The 19,290-nt window shown below is 67.8% G+C and carries 15 protein-coding genes; 5 read left to right on the forward strand and 10 right to left on the reverse strand.

The window, feature by feature from the left end:
* Positions 1 to 420: 420 nt before the first annotated feature.
* The gene (locus WS70_RS24120; RefSeq protein WP_059597695.1) at positions 421 to 1,293 is read left to right on the forward strand and encodes a LysR substrate-binding domain-containing protein; all 873 of its coding nucleotides are present in this window, start codon (positions 421 to 423) and stop codon (positions 1,291 to 1,293) included.
* A 75-nt stretch (positions 1,294 to 1,368) separates the two neighbouring features.
* Here the strand turns inward: WS70_RS24120 and WS70_RS24125 are convergent, their stop codons facing one another.
* The 8 genes from WS70_RS24125 to sapR all read right to left on the reverse strand — a co-directional run bounded on the left by WS70_RS24125 (position 1,369) and on the right by sapR (position 8,919).
* Positions 1,369 to 1,704 carry a type 1 fimbrial protein gene (locus WS70_RS24125; protein WP_059597694.1) on the reverse strand — a complete coding sequence of 112 codons (336 nt, stop codon included), beginning with the start codon at positions 1,702 to 1,704 and terminating at the stop codon, positions 1,369 to 1,371.
* A 320-nt stretch (positions 1,705 to 2,024) separates the two neighbouring features.
* The gene (locus tag WS70_RS24130) at positions 2,025 to 2,792 is read right to left on the reverse strand and encodes an ABC transporter ATP-binding protein (protein ID WP_082722326.1); all 768 of its coding nucleotides are present in this window, start codon (positions 2,790 to 2,792) and stop codon (positions 2,025 to 2,027) included.
* Entirely contained in the window at positions 2,789 to 3,670 is an 882-nt protein-coding gene (locus WS70_RS24135; RefSeq protein ID WP_059597693.1) for an ABC transporter ATP-binding protein, read from the reverse strand. The genes WS70_RS24130 and WS70_RS24135 overlap by 4 nt, the downstream gene beginning before the upstream one ends.
* Position 3,671: 1 nt before the next feature.
* Positions 3,672 to 4,613 carry a nickel transporter permease gene (gene nikC / locus WS70_RS24140; RefSeq protein WP_059473978.1) on the reverse strand — a complete coding sequence of 314 codons (942 nt, stop codon included), beginning with the start codon at positions 4,611 to 4,613 and terminating at the stop codon, positions 3,672 to 3,674.
* Between the two features lie 36 nt (positions 4,614 to 4,649).
* Positions 4,650 to 5,720, reverse strand: a complete 1,071-nt coding sequence (locus WS70_RS24145) for an ABC transporter permease (protein ID WP_059473979.1) — start codon at positions 5,718 to 5,720, stop codon at positions 4,650 to 4,652.
* A 21-nt stretch (positions 5,721 to 5,741) separates the two neighbouring features.
* Positions 5,742 to 7,343: an ABC transporter substrate-binding protein gene (locus WS70_RS24150; protein ID WP_059597692.1), complete on the reverse strand. Its 1,602-nt coding sequence runs from the start codon at positions 7,341 to 7,343 to the stop codon at positions 5,742 to 5,744.
* Between the two features lie 104 nt (positions 7,344 to 7,447).
* Positions 7,448 to 8,017 carry a D-alanyl-D-alanine dipeptidase gene (ddpX, locus tag WS70_RS24155; protein WP_059597691.1) on the reverse strand — a complete coding sequence of 190 codons (570 nt, stop codon included), beginning with the start codon at positions 8,015 to 8,017 and terminating at the stop codon, positions 7,448 to 7,450.
* Positions 8,018 to 8,028: 11 nt separating this feature from the next.
* A complete protein-coding gene (sapR, locus tag WS70_RS24160; protein WP_059597703.1) occupies positions 8,029 to 8,919 on the reverse strand; it encodes a sap1 transcriptional regulator SapR in 891 nt (296 codons plus the stop codon).
* Positions 8,920 to 9,395: 476 nt separating this feature from the next.
* Here sapR and WS70_RS24165 point away from each other — a divergent pair, with 476 nt between their 5' ends.
* The gene (locus tag WS70_RS24165; protein WP_082722325.1) at positions 9,396 to 12,797 is read left to right on the forward strand and encodes an autotransporter domain-containing protein; all 3,402 of its coding nucleotides are present in this window, start codon (positions 9,396 to 9,398) and stop codon (positions 12,795 to 12,797) included.
* Positions 12,798 to 12,910: 113 nt separating this feature from the next.
* Entirely contained in the window at positions 12,911 to 13,516 is a 606-nt protein-coding gene (locus WS70_RS24170; protein ID WP_059473982.1) for a 2OG-Fe(II) oxygenase, read from the forward strand.
* 192 nt (positions 13,517 to 13,708) lie between these two features.
* On the opposite strand, the gene WS70_RS24175 is transcribed toward WS70_RS24170, so the two are convergent.
* Positions 13,709 to 15,298 (reverse strand): ABC transporter substrate-binding protein, encoded by a 1,590-nt coding sequence (locus tag WS70_RS24175; RefSeq protein WP_059597690.1) that lies wholly within the window; start codon positions 15,296 to 15,298, stop codon positions 13,709 to 13,711.
* Between the two features lie 294 nt (positions 15,299 to 15,592).
* Here WS70_RS24175 and WS70_RS24180 point away from each other — a divergent pair, with 294 nt between their 5' ends.
* Together WS70_RS24180 and WS70_RS24185 are read left to right on the forward strand one after the other, a co-directional pair.
* Positions 15,593 to 16,849, forward strand: a complete 1,257-nt coding sequence (locus WS70_RS24180) for an oxalate decarboxylase family bicupin (protein ID WP_059473984.1) — start codon at positions 15,593 to 15,595, stop codon at positions 16,847 to 16,849.
* A gap of 136 nt (positions 16,850 to 16,985) precedes the next feature.
* Complete coding sequence (locus tag WS70_RS24185) at positions 16,986 to 18,299, forward strand: Nramp family divalent metal transporter (RefSeq protein ID WP_059473985.1); 1,314 nt, start codon at positions 16,986 to 16,988, stop codon at positions 18,297 to 18,299.
* Positions 18,300 to 18,381: 82 nt separating this feature from the next.
* Here WS70_RS24185 and WS70_RS24190 read toward each other — a convergent pair whose 3' ends face one another.
* Positions 18,382 to 19,290: a bestrophin family protein gene (locus tag WS70_RS24190; protein WP_059473986.1), complete on the reverse strand. Its 909-nt coding sequence runs from the start codon at positions 19,288 to 19,290 to the stop codon at positions 18,382 to 18,384.

Raw genomic sequence — 19,290 nt, forward strand, 5'->3', positions numbered from 1 at the left:
TTCGAACGTTCGCCTCGGTGATCGGGCAGTGCCGCGTTCGTGCACAGCGCGAGCCGCTTCGTACCGCCGAGTTTCCTGCCCGCCGCCGGCGACGGCGATTCGAACATCCATCGCGGTATGCAGGCCGCGCCGCTTTCCCTTCTCGCACGATCCGCATCATGTCGCCGACGCCGGGAATCGTCTGTCATAACGTCACGTGACGGCGAGGCCCGCATCGCTCGCACGAGCCACGCGGCAGCGGCGATTCACGCCGCGCGTCGCGTGCGTTCCGTCCCGCCTTGTCCTGGCTCGTCAAACGCTTCGTGTTCCGAACGCTCGCACAGCGCCCGCATTTCGCTTATCGTGACGGCTTGCCCGCAGGCATCGTCCGCCGCATCGCCTGCGCGTCCCCGTGTTGCCTCCGCTTCGCCGTCGACCGCCATGCGCCGCCTTCCACCCTTGAACGCCCTGCAGATTTTCGCGACGGTCGCGCGTCATCGCAACTTCACGCGCGCCGCCGATGCGCTGTGCGTGACGCAAGGCGCGATCAGCCGTCAGATTCAATCGCTCGAAGCGCATTACGGCTTTCCGCTCTTCATGCGCCACGCGCGCGGCCTCACGCTGACGGCGGAGGGCGAGCAACTGCTGCCCGTCGTCGTCGAGAGCTTCGCGCGGATCGAGGACATTTCACGGAAGCTCACGCGCCAACGCACCGATCTCGCGCTGAAGGTGCCGACCTGCATGATGCGCTGGGTGTTGCCGCGGATCATGCGGTTCCAGCGCGAGCATCCGGACCTGCACGTGCAGATGACGACCACCTGGCGGCACGACATCGATTTCCAGAGCGAGCCGTTCGATGCGGCGATCGTCTACGGGACGTCGCCTGGCACGGACATGAAGGCCGTGCCGCTCTTCGACGAGCGCCTCACGCCCGTGTGTTCGCCGGACTTGCTGAAGGACAGGCCGATCGCGCGCGTAGACGACCTCGCGCGCCACACGCGGCTGCATCCGACGCGCGATCACCGCGACTGGCGGCGCTGGCTCGAGTATGCGGGCGCAGCCGGTGTCGACCCGGATCGCGGGCCGAGCTTCGACACGCTCGATCTCGCGACGAGCGCCGCGACGCAAGGCTTCGGCGTCGCGCTGGGCGACCTGACGTTGAGCGAGGAGGACCTTGCCGCACGGCGGCTCGCGACGCCGCTCGACATCGTGCTGAAAACGGGAGCGCGTTATTACTTCGTCTATCCGGACAGCGTCGCGCAACAGCAGAAGATCCAGCGTTTCAGCGGGTGGCTCGAAGCGAATCGCGACTGACCGGACGGCTCGTCCGGTTCGGCCGCGATCTCGCCGGGCGAGGCCGGGCGCCGAACGTGCTCCGCGCGGCCGCCGCTACAGATACGACACGACGGCGACGATGCGCTGCGGGGCGCCGGGCCGGCCCGCCGGCAGCGGAATCGTGCGCGACTGCTCGGTGAACCTGACCGTGCGCAGCGCCGCGCCGCTTTGCGGATCGACGAACGTGACGGCGCCTTTCGCAGGACGAGGGCAGGCGGGCTGCAGTTGCGCGCGCGCGCTGGCGTCGCTTGCGACCGAGAACGAGCACGGCGGCTCGACGATCATGCCGGTGAAGCGGATGATGCCGGTCTGCTGGGCGTGAGCCGAGGAGGAAAGCGCAAACATCGACACGGCCAACAGGCTGGACGCAATGAGCGATGGACGTTGCATAGAGTACTCCACGCGAATGAGCGCCCCGCAACGTTCCGAACGGCAGGCTGCGGATACGCTGCGAAGCTAAATGCGTAAACGGCAGTGCATGCGAAAACTTGATGCGAACGGATTAGAAGGTTGCGTCAACAACGAACGGGTTGGCGCCTTTCGAAAGATGCTGACGCTTTCAAGATAGAAGCGGCACGCGGCGAATACAAGGCGATGTGGGGCATGGCGTTGCCGACGAGCGCGACGCGAAGGCGCACGGCGGCGCTGCGTCGAACGGACGCATGCGAGCGTGCTGTTACGCCGCCACGCTTCGGCGTCTCGCGCGCGCGTCAGCCCGCTCGCCGATAGCCTTCCGTCGCGCGCAGCAGCGTTCTCGTGTACTCGGTGCCGACGCGCGCCGCGCGCACGTCCTCGATCCCGAGCTGCTCGACCATCGCGCCGTCGCGCATCACCGCGACGCGGCTGCACAGGAAGCCGACGACCGCGAGATTGTGGCTGACGAGGATCATCGTCAGCCCGCGCTCGCGATGCAGCCGCTTCAGCAGATTCAGGATCTCCGCCTGCACCGACACGTCGAGCGCCGACGTCGGTTCGTCGAGCAGCAGCACGCGCGGTTCGACGATCAGCGCGCGCGCGATCGCGATGCGCTGCCGCTGCCCGCCCGATAGCTGATGCGGATACCGAAAACGGAACGCGGGGCCGAGCCCCACCTCGGCGAGCGCGCGCGCAATCCGCTCGTCCGCGTCCGGCAGTCGATGGATCGCGAGCGGTTCGCGCAGCGTCTCGTCGACGGTGAAGCGCGGATGCAGCGACGCATAGGGATCCTGAAACACCATTTGCACGTCGCGGCGGAACGTGCGATCGAGTTTGCCTTCGATCGGGCGCGCGTCGATCGACAGCGTGCCGCCCGCGAGCGGCACGAGGCCCGTGAGCGCGCGCAGCAGCGTCGATTTGCCGGAGCCGGACTCGCCGACGAGCCCGAACGCCTCGCCCGCGCCGACGGAGAGATTCGCGCCGCGCACCGCGTCGACGTGGCCGGTGCGGGTCGGAAAGCGGATCGAGACGTCGCGGACTTCGATCATCGGTGCGCGTCTCATCGTGCGGTCTCCGTCAACCACGCCGGATCGCGCTCGAGCACCGGCAGGGCGTCGGGCGGATTCGAAAGCGGCGGCGTCGCGGCGAGCAGGCCGCGCGTATAGGGATGCGTCGCGTGGACGAGATCTCGCGCCGCGCATGTTTCGACGACGCGCCCCGCGTACATCACGGCGACGCGATCGCAGAACGACATCACGAGCGGCAGGTCGTGGCTGATGAGCACGAGGCCCGTGCGATGGCGCGCGATCATGTCGTCGAGCACCGCGAGCACCTGCATCGACACCGCGACGTCGAGCGCGGACGTCGGCTCGTCGGCGACCAGGAGGCGCGGGCCTGTCGACACCATCATCGCGATCATCACGCGCTGGCCCATCCCGCCCGACAGCTCGTGCGGATAGGCATCGGCGACGCGCGCCGGATCGCGGATCTCGACCGCGGCGAGCGCATCGACGATCCGCTCGCGCAGCGCGCGGCCGCGCAGGCCGGGCTCGCGCAGCCGGAATGCCTCGGCCATCTGCTTGCCGACCGTCATCACCGGGTTCAGCGAATACTTCGGGTCCTGAAGAATCATGCCCATCGCACTGCCGCACAGCTTGCGCCGCTCGCGCGCGGAGAGCGTGAGCAGGTCGCGGCCGTCGAAGCGCAGCGCCCGCGCGCGCCATTGCGCGGCGGCGGGCAGCAGGCCGAGCAGCGCGCGACCGGTCAGCGATTTGCCGGAGCCGGATTCGCCGACGATGCCGAGCCGCTCGCCCGGCGCGAGCGTGAGCGACAGGTCGCGCACCGCTTCGACGAGCGTGCCGTCGTGCGTGCGAAAGCCGATCTGCAGTCCTTCGATCTCGCAGAGCGGCGGCGTGTCCGGGGAAATGGCGGAAGCAGCCATGTCAGGCTCCATGACGCGGATCGAAGACGTCGCGCAGACCGTCGCCGAGCAGGTTGAACGCGATGCTGACGACGAGAATCGCCGCGCCCGGCAGCGTCGCGACCCACCACGCATCGAGCAGCACGTTGCGGCCCGACGCGACCATGAAGCCCCATTCGGGGCTCGGCGGCTGCGCGCCGAGCCCGAGAAAGCCGAGCCCCGCGACGGTCAGGACGATGCCCGCCATGTCGAGCGTCGCGCGCACGATCACCGACGACAGGCACAGCGGCACCACGTAGCGCAGCACGATCCGCAGGTCGGATGCGCCTTGCAGCCGCGCCGCATGGATGAAGTCCGCGTTCGCGATGCGCAGCGTCTCCGCGCGCGCGAGCCGCGCATACGCGGGCCAAGCGGTGATCGAGATCGCAACCACCGCATTGACGACGCCCGGCCCGAGCGCCGCCGCGAACGCGAGCGCGAGCACGATCTTCGGGAACGCGAGCGCGATGTCGGTGATCCGCATCAGCGCGCTGTCGACGAGGCCGCCGCAATAGCCGGCCGTCGTGCCGATCGCGAGCCCGATCGGCACGACGATCGCGACGACGAGGATCGCGATGCCGAGCGTAAGGCGCGAGCCGGCGATCAGACGCGAGAGGATGTCGCGGCCGAGCTGGTCGGTGCCGAGCCAGTGCGACGGCGAGCCGGGCGGCAGCAGCCGGTCGGCGAGCACCTGGCGCAGCGGATCGTGCGGCATGACGAGCGGCGCGACGATTGCGACCGCGACGAGCGCGGCGAGGATCGCGAGCCCGAGCAGGTTCAGCGGATTGCCGGCGAAGCGCCGCCAGCGGCGGTACGCGAGGCCGAGCGTCGCCTGCCGGCGCGATGCGGGCGCGTCGGAGAGCAGCCACGCGCGCAGCGTCGGCGCGGCGGGGTTCGAGGTGGAGCGGTCGGATGAAGCGTTCATGGCGAAATCGGTCGGGCGAGCGGGGTGCGCATCGCGTCAGCGGGCGCGCGGATCGAACACGCGATAGAGCGCATCCGTCAGCAGATTGATCGTGATGAACATGATCCCGATCACGAGCGTGCAGCCGAGCACCGCGTTCATGTCGGCGTTCAGGAGCGCGCCCGTCAGATACGAGCCGATGCCGGGCCACGCGAACACGATCTCGGTCAGCACGGAGCCTTCGAGCAGGTTGCTGTACGTGAGCGCGATCACGGTCAGGAGCGGCACCGCGATGTTGCCGAACGCGTGCCGCCAGATCACGCGGCGCTCGGCGAGCCCCTTCGCGCGCGCGGTGACGATGTACTCCTGGCTGAGCTGGTCGAGCATGAACGAGCGTGTCATCCGGCTCAGGTACGCGACCGAGTAGTAGCCGAGGATCGCGGCGGGCAGCGCGATATGCGCGAACGCGTTGCGGAACACGTCCCATTCGCCGGCGAGCGCCGAATCGATCAGCAGGCTTCCCGTGCGCGTGTCGACCATCCCGTCATAGACGGGATCGAGCCGTCCCGGTCCGGCGACCCAGTGCAGCCGCGCATAAAACAGCAGGAGTCCCATCAGTCCGAGCCAGAACACCGGCACCGAGTTGCCGATCAGGCCGACGAAGCGCGCGACGTGATCGATCGGCCGGTTGTGCCTGACGGCCGCGGCGACGCCGAGCGGCACGCCGAGCCCGATGCCGAGCAGCGTCGCGAGCGTCGCGAGCTCGAGCGTCGCGGGGAACACACGCAGGATGTCGTCGAGCACCGGGTTCGACGTCAGCAGCGACATGCCGAGATTGCCGTGCAGCACGTCGCGCGCATAGATCACGAATTGCGTCGCGAGCGGCTTGTCGAGCCCGAGCGCAATGCGCTCGGCCGCATAGGCTTCGGCCGACGCGCGGTCGCCGAGCACGGCGAGCACCGGGTCGATCGGCACCTTGCGGCCGATAACGAACGTGAGCGCGAGGAGCCCGGCGAACGTCACGGCGAGCGTGAGCGCCCAGCGCAGGATGCGCAGCGCCCAGCGCACGCCGGGCCGCCGCGCGGGCAGCGTGCGGAGCGCTTCGAGGGAGGTGGCGGGTGTCGACATGTTGCTTATCCGGTTGCTGCGTCACTGCTTCTTCACATTGCGATACGACACGAGGTCGTTGATCGGGCCGACTTCGAGGCCGCTCACGCCGGGCCGCGTCGCGACCTGCGCGACTTTCTCGAACAGGATCACGAACGGCGATTTCGCGAGCACGTCCTTCTGCATCGCCTGATACAGTTGCGCGCGCTTTGCCGCCGACGGTTCCGCGAGCGCCGCGTCGGTTTGCGCGGTCAGCTGCGGAATGTTCCAGGCGTTGCGCCACGCGAGCATCTTGTAGCTGGACCGATCGGAATTATCCGGGTTCCATGCGAATCCTTGCGCGTTGCTGTGCGGATCGATGTAATCCGCAGACCATTCGCCGATGTAGATGTCGTGCTGGCGCGCGCGATATTTCGCGAGCGTCTGCTTGTTGTCGCCCGGAATCAGCTGCACCTTGACGCCCGCCTGCGCGAAGTTCGCCTGCACAGCCTGTGCGATTTCGGTGTACGGATAGTCGTTGCGCACGTCCATCGTCACGGTGAAGCCGTTCGGCACGCCGGCCTTCGCGAGGAGCGCCTTCGCCTTCGCGACGTCGAGCTTGTACGGGTTCGCGTTCAGCGTGCCGAGGAAGCCTTCCGGCATGAACGTCTGATGGACCTTGTAGGTCGCCTTCACGACGTGGCTCTGAATCCCGCTGTAGTCGACGAGCCATTTCAGCGCCTCCTGGACTTCGGGCTTCGCGAGCGTCGGATTCTTCGTGTCGAGGCCGAGGTACAGCAGCGTCGCCTGCGGCGACGGCGCGACCTTCGCCTCGCCGTGCTTCGCGACGGCTGCGAGATCGTCGGGGCTGAGGTCGCGCGCCGCGTCGACGTCGCCGCTCTCGAGCAGCAGGCGCTGGCTCGCCGCCTCCGGCACGTGCCGCAGCACGATCCGCTTCATCGCGAGCGGCAGCCGGTAGCCTTCGAAGCGTTGCAGCACGATGCTCTCGCCCGCCGTCCACTTGACGAGCCGGTACGCGCCCGAGCCCGCCTCGCGGGTCTTCAGCCAGCCGTTGCCGAAGTCGTTGCCCTGCTGGTGCGACAGCAGCAGCTGCTTGTCGACGACCGACGCCGGCCACGAGCCGAGCACGTTCAGCGCGAAGGTCGGCGCGTACTTGCGGTCGGTCGTCACCGAGACCGTCAGGTCGTCGATCTTCTTCACGTTCGCGAGCGCGTTCGCCTTCGTGAGGCCGATGCCCGCGAGCACTGCGGCCGGCCCCTTGTCGAGCAGCACGGCGCGCTGGATCGACCACGCGACGTCGTCGGCCGTGAGCGGGTTGCCCGAATGGAACTTGAGGCCCGCGCGCAGCTTGAACGTGAACGTGAGGCCGTCTGGGCTCACGGTCCACGACTGCGCGACGTCGCCGTTGAACTTCGATGGATCGGCGAGATCGACTCGCACGAGCCGGTCATAGGTGTTCGCGACGTATTCTTCGGGCACCAGCTCGTAGATTTCGCCCGGATCGAGCGAGATGAATTCGTCGAGCAGCGTGGCCATTACGAACATGTCTTTCGGCGTCGCCGCGTGGGCATCGAGGGCCGGGGCGGCCCCGAACACGGAAGCGGCGGCAAGCGCCGAGACGAGCTTGGGCATCGGGAGTTTCATACGCGCTCCTTGGGGCTGGGATTCGGCGTGAAGGCCGTGGCTCGGGCTTCGGCCCGGTTGCGGGGCAGGCGCGGCGAGCCTGTCGCGTGCGGCGCGTGCTGGCGTCACATCAGCCGCCACGATCCGCTCGCTGCGTTGTCGATCGGTGGGAATGCGCGCGAGCCGGGCAGTTCGTAATGCCACCACTCTTCAGGAATGTGCGTGAAGCCCGCTGCGTGCATCACGCCGAGCAGCAGCAGCCGGTTGCGCTGCACGGACTCGGGCGGGCCGTCGTGAAAATGGCGCGACGCCGTCACCATCTCGTCGAAACCCGTGCCCATGTCGAGCGCGTCGCCGTGCGCGTCGACGAGCGTCAGGTCGAGCGCGGTGCCGCGGCTGTGATTCGAGCCGAGGCCGAGGTCGGCGACGAAGTTCCGGTCCGGCAGGAACGACCGCAGTACTTGCTGCGCCTGCGGCGGCCGGTAAGCGTCGTAGATGCGCAGGCGCACGCCGATCTGCGCGGCGATCGCCGTCGCGCGGCGCAGCGCCGCTTCCGCGGGCGCGAGCAGCAGGCAGTGCGCGCGAGCGTAGATCGGCCGGCCGGTGAAGTTGCGGTTGGTCGCGTAGACGATGTCGATGTCGATGTCGACGTCGTGCGTGCGAGGCGTGATTTCGACGAGGTGCGGATGCGTCATCGGATGCGGTGTCACGGTTCGAATTGATCGAGCTCGCGCTGCAGCTCGCGGTTGCGCGCGACGCGCGTGTCGATCGCATCGCCGAGCCGGTCGACGACCGCGCTGATCAGCAGGTTGAACAGGCACGTGAGCGGCGCGAGCGAATCCCAGAACTGGCCGACGTCGGTCTTCACCTGCAGCAGGTCGCACGGCAGCTCGCGCGCCCACGGGCAGTAGACGTCGGTGACGAGCGCGAAGCGCACGCCGCGCGCGACGGCTGCGTCGCAATAGCGGCGCGCGATTCGCGAGTACGCGCGCGTGTCGGTGACGATGCAGTACGGATCGGCGAATTCGGCGTTCAGCGAATCGACATACGAACCCGACATCCCGTCCGAATAGAACACGCGCGGCCGCAGATATTCGAGGTAGCTGTGGAACGCGTTGCTGATCCCGCGCGTCGACTGGATGCCGAGGATGAACACCGCGTCCGCCCGCGCGACGCGGTCCGCCACTTGCGCGAACGCCGGCGTGCTCGCGAGCCGGTACGCGTGGCGAATCGCGTCGAGCTCGCGCGCGAGCGCGTCGTCGAGCGGACCGGGTGCGTCGTCCGGCGCGGCCTCGTCGCTTGCCGGCGCGCATGCGCTCGTCACGCGGCGGTATTCGTCGAGGCGATCGGTGATCAGCCACGGCCGCTCGGTCGCGCCGCGCAACTCGCGCTTCAGGTCGTCGAGATTGCGGTAGCCGACGCTGCGCAGGAAGCGCCCGACCGAGATGCCGCTCGTGCCGGCCTGCCGCGCGATCTGGTCGGCGGTTTCGAGGCCGAGCCGGTCGAGGTTCGCGAGCATGTAGCTCGCGATGCGCTTCGCCGTGGGCGTCAGTTCGGCAAAGCGGGCTTCGACGGTCTGGGCGAAGGCGGGAGGCATGGATGCGTGCGTTAATGCACTGTCGAGAATGATGAAGTTGTCATCCATCTAACAAAGCCAAAATACGGCATACCACATCAAAATAACTATCAAATTACTATATTCATAGTGTTTAATTATCGACGACATGAATCTTTTGTGCATTGAATCGCGGCTGAAGTATTGCGCGGATGTTTTTGTTCGTGTCTCATTTCGATCGCATTACAGGACATTACATTGAAATGAAAATCACCGCCTGTTTAATCGCTTGTTCCAAACAAAACAAGCGAGCGGGCGATGCCGGTTCGGCGACGCGCACCATTGGCCGTGGGCGTGCGCCAAGCCGGAACTGCGCTGCCACGGCGACGAGGCCGATCGCCGGGAGACGGACATGCGAAGCGAGCGACGCAGGGCGATTGATCTGCCAATAATAAAAGGAGAAAAATCAATGATCCATGTTGAAAGAACGAATAAATCGGAAAACGAGGGGAATCTCAATGGCCCGGCGTGAATATCCGAGAACGATGAAGCGCGCAGGGCCGAAGCTGCTGGTTCCGGTGGTCGTCGCGGCCGCAGCCGCGGTCGCGACCCGCCCCGGATGGGCGCAGACCGCGCCCGTCGCGCCATACCAGGACCCGGGCCGGCGAGGCGACCCGGCGAGCTGGCGCACGCCGGAATTCACGAACGCATGGGGGCTCGGCGCGATGCACGCCGAGTATGCGTATGCGGCCGGCTATACCGGCGCGAACGTCTCGATCGGCGTGCTGGACTCCGGCTACTACGCGCAGCATCCGGAACTGCCCGACAGCCGATTCATTCCGGTGACGGCGGCGGGCGTATCGGGCGTGCTGAACGCGAGCAACAACAGTCACGGCACGCTCGTGAGCGGCGTCGTCGGCGGGGCGCGCGACGGTGCCGGCATGCACGGCGTCGCGCCGGACGCGAAGGTGTTCGTCGGCAACACGAACGCGACGGACGGCTTCCGGTTCGGCGTGTCCGATCCGATGTTTCCCGCGTCGGATGCGAAGTATTTCGCCGAGGTCTACGACGCGCTCGCCGCGAAGGGCGTGCGCATCATCAGCAATAGCTGGGGCTCGCAGCCGGTCGACGAAAACTACAGCACGCCGAAGAACGTCGCCGACGCGTACAAGCTGCACGAGGCGGTGCGCATCCGCACCGGCCAGGGCACATGGCTCGACGCGGCCGCCAAGGTGTCGCGCGACGGCGTGATCAACAACTTCAGCGCGGGCAACACCGGCTACGACAACGCCAGCCTGCGCGGCTCGTATGCGTACTTCCATCCGGAGCTCGAAGGGCACTGGATGACGACGACGGGCTACGATCAGTTGAGCGGCCAGGTCTACAACAAGTGCGGGATCGCGAAGTGGTGGTGCGTGATGGCGCCGACCGGCGTGCCGTCCACGTCGTACTCCGGCAGCGCGTCGGCGCCGACGGGCCCGACCTATGCGAACTTCAACGGGACGTCGGCGGCCGCGCCGCACGCGTCGGCCGCGCTCGCGCTGATCATGGAGCGGTTCCCGTACATGTCGAGCGAGCAGGCGCTGTCCGTGATGTTTACGACGGCGCAGAACATGGAGCCGGACCCGAGCCGGCCGGACTACACCAACAACGGGCTGTTCTCGACCGTGCATCCGGCGAAGCCGGGCGCGTCGAACGTGCCGAACCCGTTCGGCGGCTGGGGGCTCGTCGATCTGAGAAAGGCGATGAACGGTCCGGGCCAGTTGCTCGGCAAATTCGACGCGGCGCTGCCGTCGGGCGTCGCGGACGTGTGGTCGAACGATATTTCCGATGTCGCGCTCGCCGCGCGCAAGCTGGAGGACGACGCCGAGCATCGGGCGTGGCTCGACACGCTGAAGACGAAAGGCTGGGAGCGCGGACTGCCCGCCGGCGCGAGCGACGGCGACAGGATCGACTATGCGGTCGGCGCCGCGCGCGAGGCGGCCTATCAGGCGCGCGAGTATCAGGGCAGCCTCGTGAAGTCGGGCGGCGGCACGCTGACGCTTGCCGGCGCGAACACCTATCGCGGGCTGACGACGGTCGACGGCGGCGAGCTGAGGATCGACGGCTCGATCGCGGCGGGCGCAGTGGTCAATCCGGCGGGGCGGCTCACGGTGAACGGCCGCGCGGCCGACATCGCCGTCAACGGCGGCGTCGCGACGATCGCGGGAACGAGCGCGAACCTGTCGGTCGACCGGCAGGGCGCGGCGGCCGTCACCGGCACGACGGCGGATGTGCGGGTGGCGAGCGGTTTTGCGTCGCTCGGCGGAACGAGCGGCAATGTCGTGGTCGGCGCGCTCGGCGTCGCTGCGATCACGGGCCGGACCGCCGATGTGACGGTCGACGGTGGCCGGGCGTCGCTCGACGGCGTGAGCGGCGGCGTGTCGGTCGGCAACGGCGGCGTCGTGAACGGCAACGGCACGGTGCGCACGCTCACCGCGGCGGCCAACGGCACTGTCGCGCCCGGGCATTCGGTCGGCGCGCTGACGGTGTCGGGCGACGTGCGCTTCGCGCAGGGTTCGACCTATGCGGTCGAGGTGTCGCCGAGCGGCGCGAGCGACCGGATCGACGCCGGCGGCCAGGCGCGGATCGACGGCGGCGCGGTGACGCTCGCGCTCGAGAACGCGCCGCCTCCGCTCACGCCCGACCAGTCGCGCTCGGTGCTGGGCCGGCGCTTCGAGATCCTGAACGCGGCGGGCGGCGTCGAAGGCAGGTTCGATACGCCGGGCGGCTATCTGTTCGTCAATCCGGTGCTGGCCTACGGCCCGACGAACGTGAGCCTGACGATCGATCGCAATGCGACGCCATTCGCGAGCGTTGCGCGCACCGACAACGAGCGTAGCGTCGCCGATGCGCTGGAAACGGTGAATCCGGGCAGCGCGGTCTATAACAGCGTGCTGTTCGCGGCTTCGGCGCAGGCGCCGCAGGCGATGCTCGCGCAACTGACGGGCGAGATCTACCCGGCGGCCTATGCGGCGCTCATCAACGAGAGCCGGCAGGTGCGCGACGCGGTGCTCGACCGCTTGTGGACGGTGCGCGGCGCGCCGGGCCGGCCCGGCGCGTGGGCGCGGCTGCTCGGCTCGTGGGGCAGCGCGAGCGGAAGCGGCGACGTCGACGGCTACACGAGCTCGACGGGCGGCTTTCTCGCCGGCGCGGACGCCGCCGCGCGCGACGGCCTCCGGGCGGGCGGCTTCGCCGGCTACAGTCACACCGGCGTGCACTTGAAGGATCAGCCGTCGTCCGCATCGTTCGACAGCTTCCACCTCGGCGCGTATGCGGGCTGGCAGCCCGGCGCGCTCGGCGTGCGCGTCGGCGCCGTGCATGCATGGCATCGCGGCGGAGTCGACCGCGCGGTGCAATACGGTGCGGCCGCCGAAAGCGAGACGACCACGCTGAACGCGGAAACGACGCAGGTCTTCGGCGAGACCGGCTATCAGTTCGCACTCGGCGGCGCCACGACGGTCGAGCCGTTCGGCCGCATCGCGTACGTGCATCTGAAGAACCACGGGACGCCCGAAACCGGCGGCGCGGCGGCGCTGCGCGTGCAGGAAGGCAATCATGACGTGACGTTCTCGACGCTCGGCGTGCGCGGCGAGACGCGGCTGGGCCTCACGTCCCGGCTGCAACTGACGCTGCAAGGCAGCGCGGGCTGGCAGCACGCGCTGACGGGCGGGCAGCCCGTCGGCTCGCTCGCGTTCGCGACGGGGAGCAGCGTGTTTTCGGTGTCGAGCGTGCCGGTGGCGAAGGATGCGGCGGTGCTGAACCTGAGCGCCGGGCTCGAGCTCGGCAGGAACGGGCGGCTGAGTGTCGGTTACTCGGGATCGCTAGCGAGCCGTCAGTCGGATCATGCGGTGCAAGGCAGTCTGCACTGGAAGTTCTGACGGGCGCGCGGGGCGCGGACCGGACAACGGCCGCGCCCCGCGCGTCGCGCACGTGGCCGTTGCGGCAACGCGGGTGGCGCATCGAGCCGTCATCGACATTCACGGGGACAACGATGGATATTTCATCCCGCCCGGGCGCGTCCGGCGCCTGGCAGGACATCACGATCATCGACGATCTGCTGCCGCCGCGCGAGCACGCGGAAATCTACCGATTCCTGTCGACGGGCCAATGGAGCCACGGCTGGCGCTCGCACAACGGCGCAGGGACGCAGCCGTTCTGGAATCGGCATTTCGCGGGCGCGACAGACCCTGCTCGATCCCGCGTCGGGCCGGGCGCGGGCGACGAACTGGCGCGTGCCGCGCCACCGTTGCATGCATGCTGGCAGCGACTGGCGCAGACCCATCTGAAGCAGCACGAACTGCAGAGCTGCTACGCGAACGGCCTTCCTTACGGCGTCGACGGATCGGTGCATACGGATTCGCTCGCGACGGGCGCGTGCACGGCGGTGTATTACCCGCACGAGCGCTGGGATCCCGATTGGGGCGGCGAGACGATACTCTTCAACAAGGACCGCAGCGACATCCTGTCCGCGGTGTATCCGAAGCCGAACCGGCTGCTGATTTTTCCGGGCTTCGTCTATCACGTTGCGCGCGGCGTGTCGCGCGCCTGCCCGACGATGCGGATCACGCTGATGTTCAAAACGCAATGGCTGTCGTGACGGGCGGGTGTCGGTGCGCACGGGCGGCGTAAGATCGCTGCGGCCGATGCATACGCCGATATCCGCCGGCCGCGATTTCGGAAGAGACTGCGAATGACGAGCCGGCCGACGATCACTGCGCCGCGACGAATCGCGGCGCGGTGATCGCGCAAACCTGAGCGCAAGCCCGAGCTCGAGCGGACGCCGGCGTCGTCACTTCTTCAGCGTCTGGTACGACACGAGATCGTTGATCGGCCCGATCTCCGGGCCTGTCACGCCCGGCCGCGTGGCGACCTGCACGACCTTCTCGAACATGATCACGAACGGCGAATTCGCGAGCACCGCTTTTTGCAGCGCCTGATACTGCTGCGCGCGCTTCGCGGTCGACGGCTCGGCGAGCGCCGCGTCGGTCTGCGCGGTGAGCCGCGGCACATCCCAGCCGTTGCGCCACGCGAGCAGCTTGTGCTTCGCGTTGTCCGAATTGTCAGGATTCCATGCGAAGCCGCGCGCGTTGCTGTTCGGATCCATGTAGTCGGGCGACCATTCGCCGATGAAGATATCGTGCTGGCGTGCGCGGTACTTGCCGATCGCCTGCTTCGCGTCGCCCGGAATCAGCTTCACCTTGATCCCGCCTTGCGCGAAGTTCGCCTGCAGCGCCTGCGCGATCTCGATGTACGGATAGTCGTTCGGCATGTCCATCGACACCGAGAAGCCGTTCGGCAGCCCGGCTTTCGCGAGGAGCGCCTTCGCCTTCTCGACGTTCTGCCTGTACGGATTCGCGTTCAGCGCGCCGAGGAAGCCGTCCGGCAGGAAGGTCTGATGGACCTTGTACGTCGTCCTGACGATGTTGCGCTGGATGCCGTCGTAGTCGACGAGCCACTTCATCGCTTCTTGCACCTCGGGCTTCGCGAGATTCGGATTCTTCGTGTTCAGGCTCAGGTACAGCAGCGCGGACACGGGCCACGACGCGACCTTGATCTTGCCCGCCTTCGACAGCGCATCGAGGCTGTCGGGGCTCAGGTTGCGGGCGGCGTCGACATCGCCGTTCTCGAGCAAGAGGCGCTGCGCGGACGCTTCGGGCACGTGCCGCAGCACGATGCGCTTCATCGGATACGGCGTGCGGTAGCCGTCGAAGCGTTGCAGCACGAGGCTCTCGTTCGGCGTCCACTTGACGAGCCGGTACGGGCCCGAGCCCGCGTCGGCGTTCTTCAGCCAGCCGTTGCCGAAGTCGCCGTTCTTCTCGTGCGACAGCAGCAGCTTCTTGTCGACGATCGACGCCGGATCGGCGCTCAGCACGTTCAGCACGAAGCTCGGCGCGTACTTGCGGTCGGTTTCGATCGATACGGTCATGTCGTCGATCTTCTTCACTTTCCGCGCGACGTTGTCCTTCGTGAGGCCCAGGTCCGCGAGCACGCCGGCCGGTCCCTTGTCGAGCAGCACCGTGCGCTGCAATGACCACGCGACGTCGTCGGCCGTCACCGGATTGCCCGAATGGAACTTGAGGCCGGGGCGCAGCTTGAACGTGTAGGTCGCGCCGTCGGCGCCGACGCTCCACGATTGCGCGATCCGGCCTTCGAACTTCGACGGATCACGCAGATCGACGCGCACGAGCCGCTCATAGGCGTTCGCGACGTATTCGGACGGGACGAGTTCGTAGATCTCGCTCGGATCGAGCGTCGTGAATTCGCCGAGCTGCGTCGCGATCACGAAGATGCCGGGCGGGGTGGCGGCGTGCACGGGGAACGCGGCCGCCAGCGCGACGAGCGCGGCGCTCGCCGCGAGCTTGGACAGCAAGTGCTTCATCGAGGCTCCGTCGGAAAGGGTGTCGAGCCCGATTCTCTCATTGCCGGGCGCGTTTCAGAAACCTCGACCGGCGCGGCGCGCCGCCGCGCCGCGCTGCCGCAAAACGCGCCGCGCCGGCACGCGAATATTACAAACTTAAAGTAAATCAGATTAATTCATCGATTCATATTAACAAGTCATTTAATTTTTTTGATTATTTGTATTTAACTTGCGTGGCGGGATGATCGATTTATCGAAAATAGAATTGATATTTCGCGAAAGCCATTTTTTTGAGAAACGATAGAAGAGGCAAACATGACAAACCTGTCCCGACGCAAGATGCTCGCCAATACGGCCGGCGCGCTCGCCGCCGCCGGCATCGCCGTTTCCGCGAAGGCCGCATCGTTCGGCAATCCGGATAGTCCGCCCGAAGGCGCGGTGAATGCGCGCAATCCGCAGAGCCTGACCGACCCGGGTCCGAAAAACCAGGCGTTGATGAACGAATTCCCGTCTTTTCAGAATCCGCCGGCGACCGATATTAACGGGATGCCGATTTTCTGGGCATCGTTCAATAATGCGCACAAGCGAATTCAGGACGGCGGCTGGGCGCGCGAAGTCACCCAGGACGATTTCGCGATTTCCGAAACGATTGCCGGCGTCAACATGCGCTTGACGCGTGGCGGCATTCGCGAGATGCATTGGCACCAGCAGGCCGAATGGGCATTCATGCTCGACGGCCGCTGCCGGATCACCGTGCTCGATGAAGAAGGGCGGCCGTCCGTGCAGGACGTGAAGGCGGGCGATCTATGGTATTTCCCGCCGGGGCTGCCGCATTCGCTGCAGGGGCTCGGCGTCGACGGCGCCGAATTCCTGCTCGCGTTCGACAACGGCCGCGCGTCCGAATTCAACACGCTGCTGGTGACGGACTGGATCGCCCACACGCCGCCCGACGTGCTCGCGCTGAACTTCGGCGTGCCCGCCGACGCGTTCAGGAACATTCCGCTCGACAACCTGTGGATTTTCCAGGGCGACGATCCGGGGGCGCTCGCGGATGCGCAGCGGGCGTCAGCGTCGTCGCGCGGCGCGCCGAAGCATCCGTTCATCTTCTCGATGGGCGACATGAAGCCGACCGTGAAGACGCGCGGCGGCGAAGTGCGGATCGTCGACAGCACGAGTTTCGACGTGTCGAAGACCATCGCGGCCGCGCTCGTCACGGTGAAGCCGGGCGGCATGCGCGAGCTGCACTGGCACCCGAACGCGGACGAATGGCAGTACTACATCCGGGGCCAGGCGAGGATGACGGTGTTCGACACCGGCCCGAAGGCGCAGACGGCGGATTTCCGCGCGGGCGACGTCGGCTACGTGAAGAAGAGCCTCGGCCACTACGTGCAGAACACGGGCAATACCGATCTCGTGTTCCTCGAGATCTTCAAGGCCGACCGCTACGCGGAGGTGTCGTTGTCCGACTGGCTCGCGCACACGCCGCCGAAGCTCGTCGAAGCGCACCTGAACGTCGCGCCCGACGTGATCGCGCGCTTTCCGCGCAACCGGCCGGACGTGGTGCCGGCGTAATCGCGCGGCGGGCGAGCGGCCGAAACGGTCACGGCGGCGGCCGCCGCCCGGCCGCGCGGCCGGCGGGCGTTCCGGCTTGCCGCGCCGCGCATTCAGAAACACTCCGAACCATTCAGAACTCGAACGGACACACACCATGCTTTCCTCCACCACGATAAGCAAATCCGCCGGCGATTTCGCGCTGGCCGGCGAGGCGACGTCGCGCACCGTCCGCGCGGCGCGCGACGCGCTCGAAGGGCGCCGCAAGGGCGTCGCGGCCGCGCTGCCGTTCGTCGGGCCGGCCGTGATCGCGTCGATCGGCTACATGGACCCCGGCAACTTTGCGACCAATATCCAGGCGGGCGCCGCGTACGGCTACGCGCTGCTGTGGGTCGTGCTGGCCGCGAACGTGATCGCGATGGTGTTCCAGGCGATGTCGGCGAAGCTCGGCATCGTGACGGGCCGCAACCTCGCCGAGCTGTGCCGCGAGCATTTTCCGCGGCCCGTCGTCTGGGGGATGTGGGCGGCGTCGGAGATCGCCGCGATGGCGACCGACCTCGCCGAATTCCTGGGCGGCGCGCTCGCGTTCGGGCTGCTGTTTCATTTGCCGCTCATCGTCGGGATGGGCGCGACGGCCGTGCTGACCTGCGCGATCCTCACGCTCGAAAAGCGCGGCTTCCGGCCGCTCGAAGCGGCGATCGCGGCGTTGGTCGGCGTGATCGGCGCGAGCTATCTCGGCGAACTGCTGATCGCGCCGCAGGACTGGCATGCGGCCGCCTACCATCTCGTCGTGCCGCACTTGCGCGACCGCGCGGCGCTCACGCTCGCGGTCGGCATCATCGGCGCGACGATCATGCCGCACACGCTCTATCTGCACTCGGGCCTCACGCAGCAACGCACGACGCCGCGCAACGACCGCGAGCGCCGGCTGCTGCTGCGCTTCTCGAACCGCGAGGTGACGGTCGCGCTCGGCGTCGCCGGCTTCGTGAACATCGCGATGGTGATGATGGCGTCGTCGGCGTTCCACGAGACGATGCCGGGAATGGCCGACATCGGCGACGCGTATCACACGCTGATTCCGCTGCTCGGACCGGCGGCGGGCGCGCTCTTTCTCGTCGCGCTGCTCGCGTCGGGCGTGTCGAGCTCGGTCGTCGGCACGCTCGCCGGGCAGGTCGTGATGCAGGGCTTCCTGCGCCGCCGCGTGCCGATCTGGGTGCGGCGGCTCGTGACGATCGCGCCCGCGTTCGCGATCGTCGCGCTCGGCTGCGACGTCACGCGCGCGATGGTGCTGAGCCAGGTCGTGCTGAGCCTCGTGCTGCCGCTGCCGATGGTCGCGCTGCTGCGGTTGTCGAGCCGGCGCGCGGTGCTCGGCGATTTTGCGCTGCGCCTGCCGATGGTCTTCGCGGCGAGCGCGGCGGCGGCGGCGATCGTCGCGTTGAACGTCTATCTGATCTGGGCGGCGTTCGATTGATCGAACGCGTGACGGACGCCGAGCGGTGCATGCGATAGCCGGCGCGCGGCGCGCAGAGACATCGGTCGCCGCACCGCCGCCGTCACGACAGCCGATGGCTCGGCCCGGCGGGCACCTCATCCGGCAGCGGCACGCCGGCCAATTCGAGCAGCGAGCGCTCGATCTGTCGTGTCAGCGCATCGAGTGCGAGATGGTTCGGCCCGTCGCCGAACGGATCGGCGATCTCGCCTGCGATCGCGTCGAGCGCGATCAGCGTGTACGACACGAATACCGAGACGAACGGCGTCGCGATGCCGATCGAATCGACGAGCCCGAACGGCAGCATCACGCAGTACGCGTAGACGGTCCGGTGCAGCAGCACGTGATACGGAAACGGGATCGGCGTGGACGCGATTCGCTCGCAGCCCGCGAGTTTCGCGCCGAGCTCGTTGAGTTGCGCGTCGAGCATCCACAGCTGCGTGTCGGTGAGCGCGCCGCAACGATGCCGCTCGGCGAGCCGGCCGCGCAGCGCGTGCAGGATCGCGACCGGCCGATATTGCGCGGCCGCGACGGGCGCGAGCCAGTCGGCGGGCAGGCAGCGGCGCAGGTCGTCCGCCGGATCGGCGCCGCGCAACTGGTGCTTGAGCGCGTACACGAAGCCCGCCGTCGCGCGCGCGAACGCGGCGCCGTCGGCTGTTGCGTCGTAGCTGAGCGCTTGCGACGTCAGCGCGCGCGCCGCCGTCAGCGCGCCGCCCCACAGCTTGCGCGCCTCCCAGTAGCGGTCGTAGCTCGCGTTGTTGCGGAACGCGGCGAAGATCGCGAGCGCGAGGCCCGCGAGCGTGAACGGCGTCGGGTTGAGCGGCACCTTCTCGCCGAGAATGCGGCCGTCCGTCAGCAGCGCGACGACGCTCACGGCGCTCATCAGCGCGAGCTGCGGCAGAATCGATTGGAGCACCGAACCGTCCCAGACGAACAGCATTCGGAACCAGTGCTCGCGCGGTCTGACGATCAT

Origin of the sequence: Burkholderia mayonis (assembly GCF_001523745.2) — a bacterium.
GTDB lineage: Bacteria > Pseudomonadota > Gammaproteobacteria > Burkholderiales > Burkholderiaceae > Burkholderia > Burkholderia mayonis.

Coding starts and splice junctions, on each gene's coding strand:
- WS70_RS24190 (WP_059473986.1), bottom strand. CDS start 19,290: ATGATCGTCAGACCGCGCGAGCACTGGTTCCGAATGCTGTTCGTCTGG.
- WS70_RS24175 (WP_059597690.1), bottom strand. CDS start 15,298: ATGAAGCACTTGCTGTCCAAGCTCGCGGCGAGCGCCGCGCTCGTCGCG.
- WS70_RS24180 (WP_059473984.1), top strand. CDS start 15,593: ATGACAAACCTGTCCCGACGCAAGATGCTCGCCAATACGGCCGGCGCG.
- WS70_RS24135 (WP_059597693.1), bottom strand. CDS start 3,670: ATGGCTGCTTCCGCCATTTCCCCGGACACGCCGCCGCTCTGCGAGATC.
- WS70_RS24165 (WP_082722325.1), top strand. CDS start 9,396: ATGGCCCGGCGTGAATATCCGAGAACGATGAAGCGCGCAGGGCCGAAG.
- ddpX (WP_059597691.1), bottom strand. CDS start 8,017: ATGACGCATCCGCACCTCGTCGAAATCACGCCTCGCACGCACGACGTC.
- WS70_RS24145 (WP_059473979.1), bottom strand. CDS start 5,720: ATGTCGACACCCGCCACCTCCCTCGAAGCGCTCCGCACGCTGCCCGCG.
- nikC (WP_059473978.1), bottom strand. CDS start 4,613: ATGAACGCTTCATCCGACCGCTCCACCTCGAACCCCGCCGCGCCGACG.
- sapR (WP_059597703.1), bottom strand. CDS start 8,919: ATGCCTCCCGCCTTCGCCCAGACCGTCGAAGCCCGCTTTGCCGAACTG.
- WS70_RS24125 (WP_059597694.1), bottom strand. CDS start 1,704: ATGCAACGTCCATCGCTCATTGCGTCCAGCCTGTTGGCCGTGTCGATG.
- WS70_RS24150 (WP_059597692.1), bottom strand. CDS start 7,343: ATGAAACTCCCGATGCCCAAGCTCGTCTCGGCGCTTGCCGCCGCTTCC.
- WS70_RS24185 (WP_059473985.1), top strand. CDS start 16,986: ATGCTTTCCTCCACCACGATAAGCAAATCCGCCGGCGATTTCGCGCTG.
- WS70_RS24120 (WP_059597695.1), top strand. CDS start 421: ATGCGCCGCCTTCCACCCTTGAACGCCCTGCAGATTTTCGCGACGGTC.
- WS70_RS24130 (WP_082722326.1), bottom strand. CDS start 2,792: ATGAGACGCGCACCGATGATCGAAGTCCGCGACGTCTCGATCCGCTTT.
- WS70_RS24170 (WP_059473982.1), top strand. CDS start 12,911: ATGGATATTTCATCCCGCCCGGGCGCGTCCGGCGCCTGGCAGGACATC.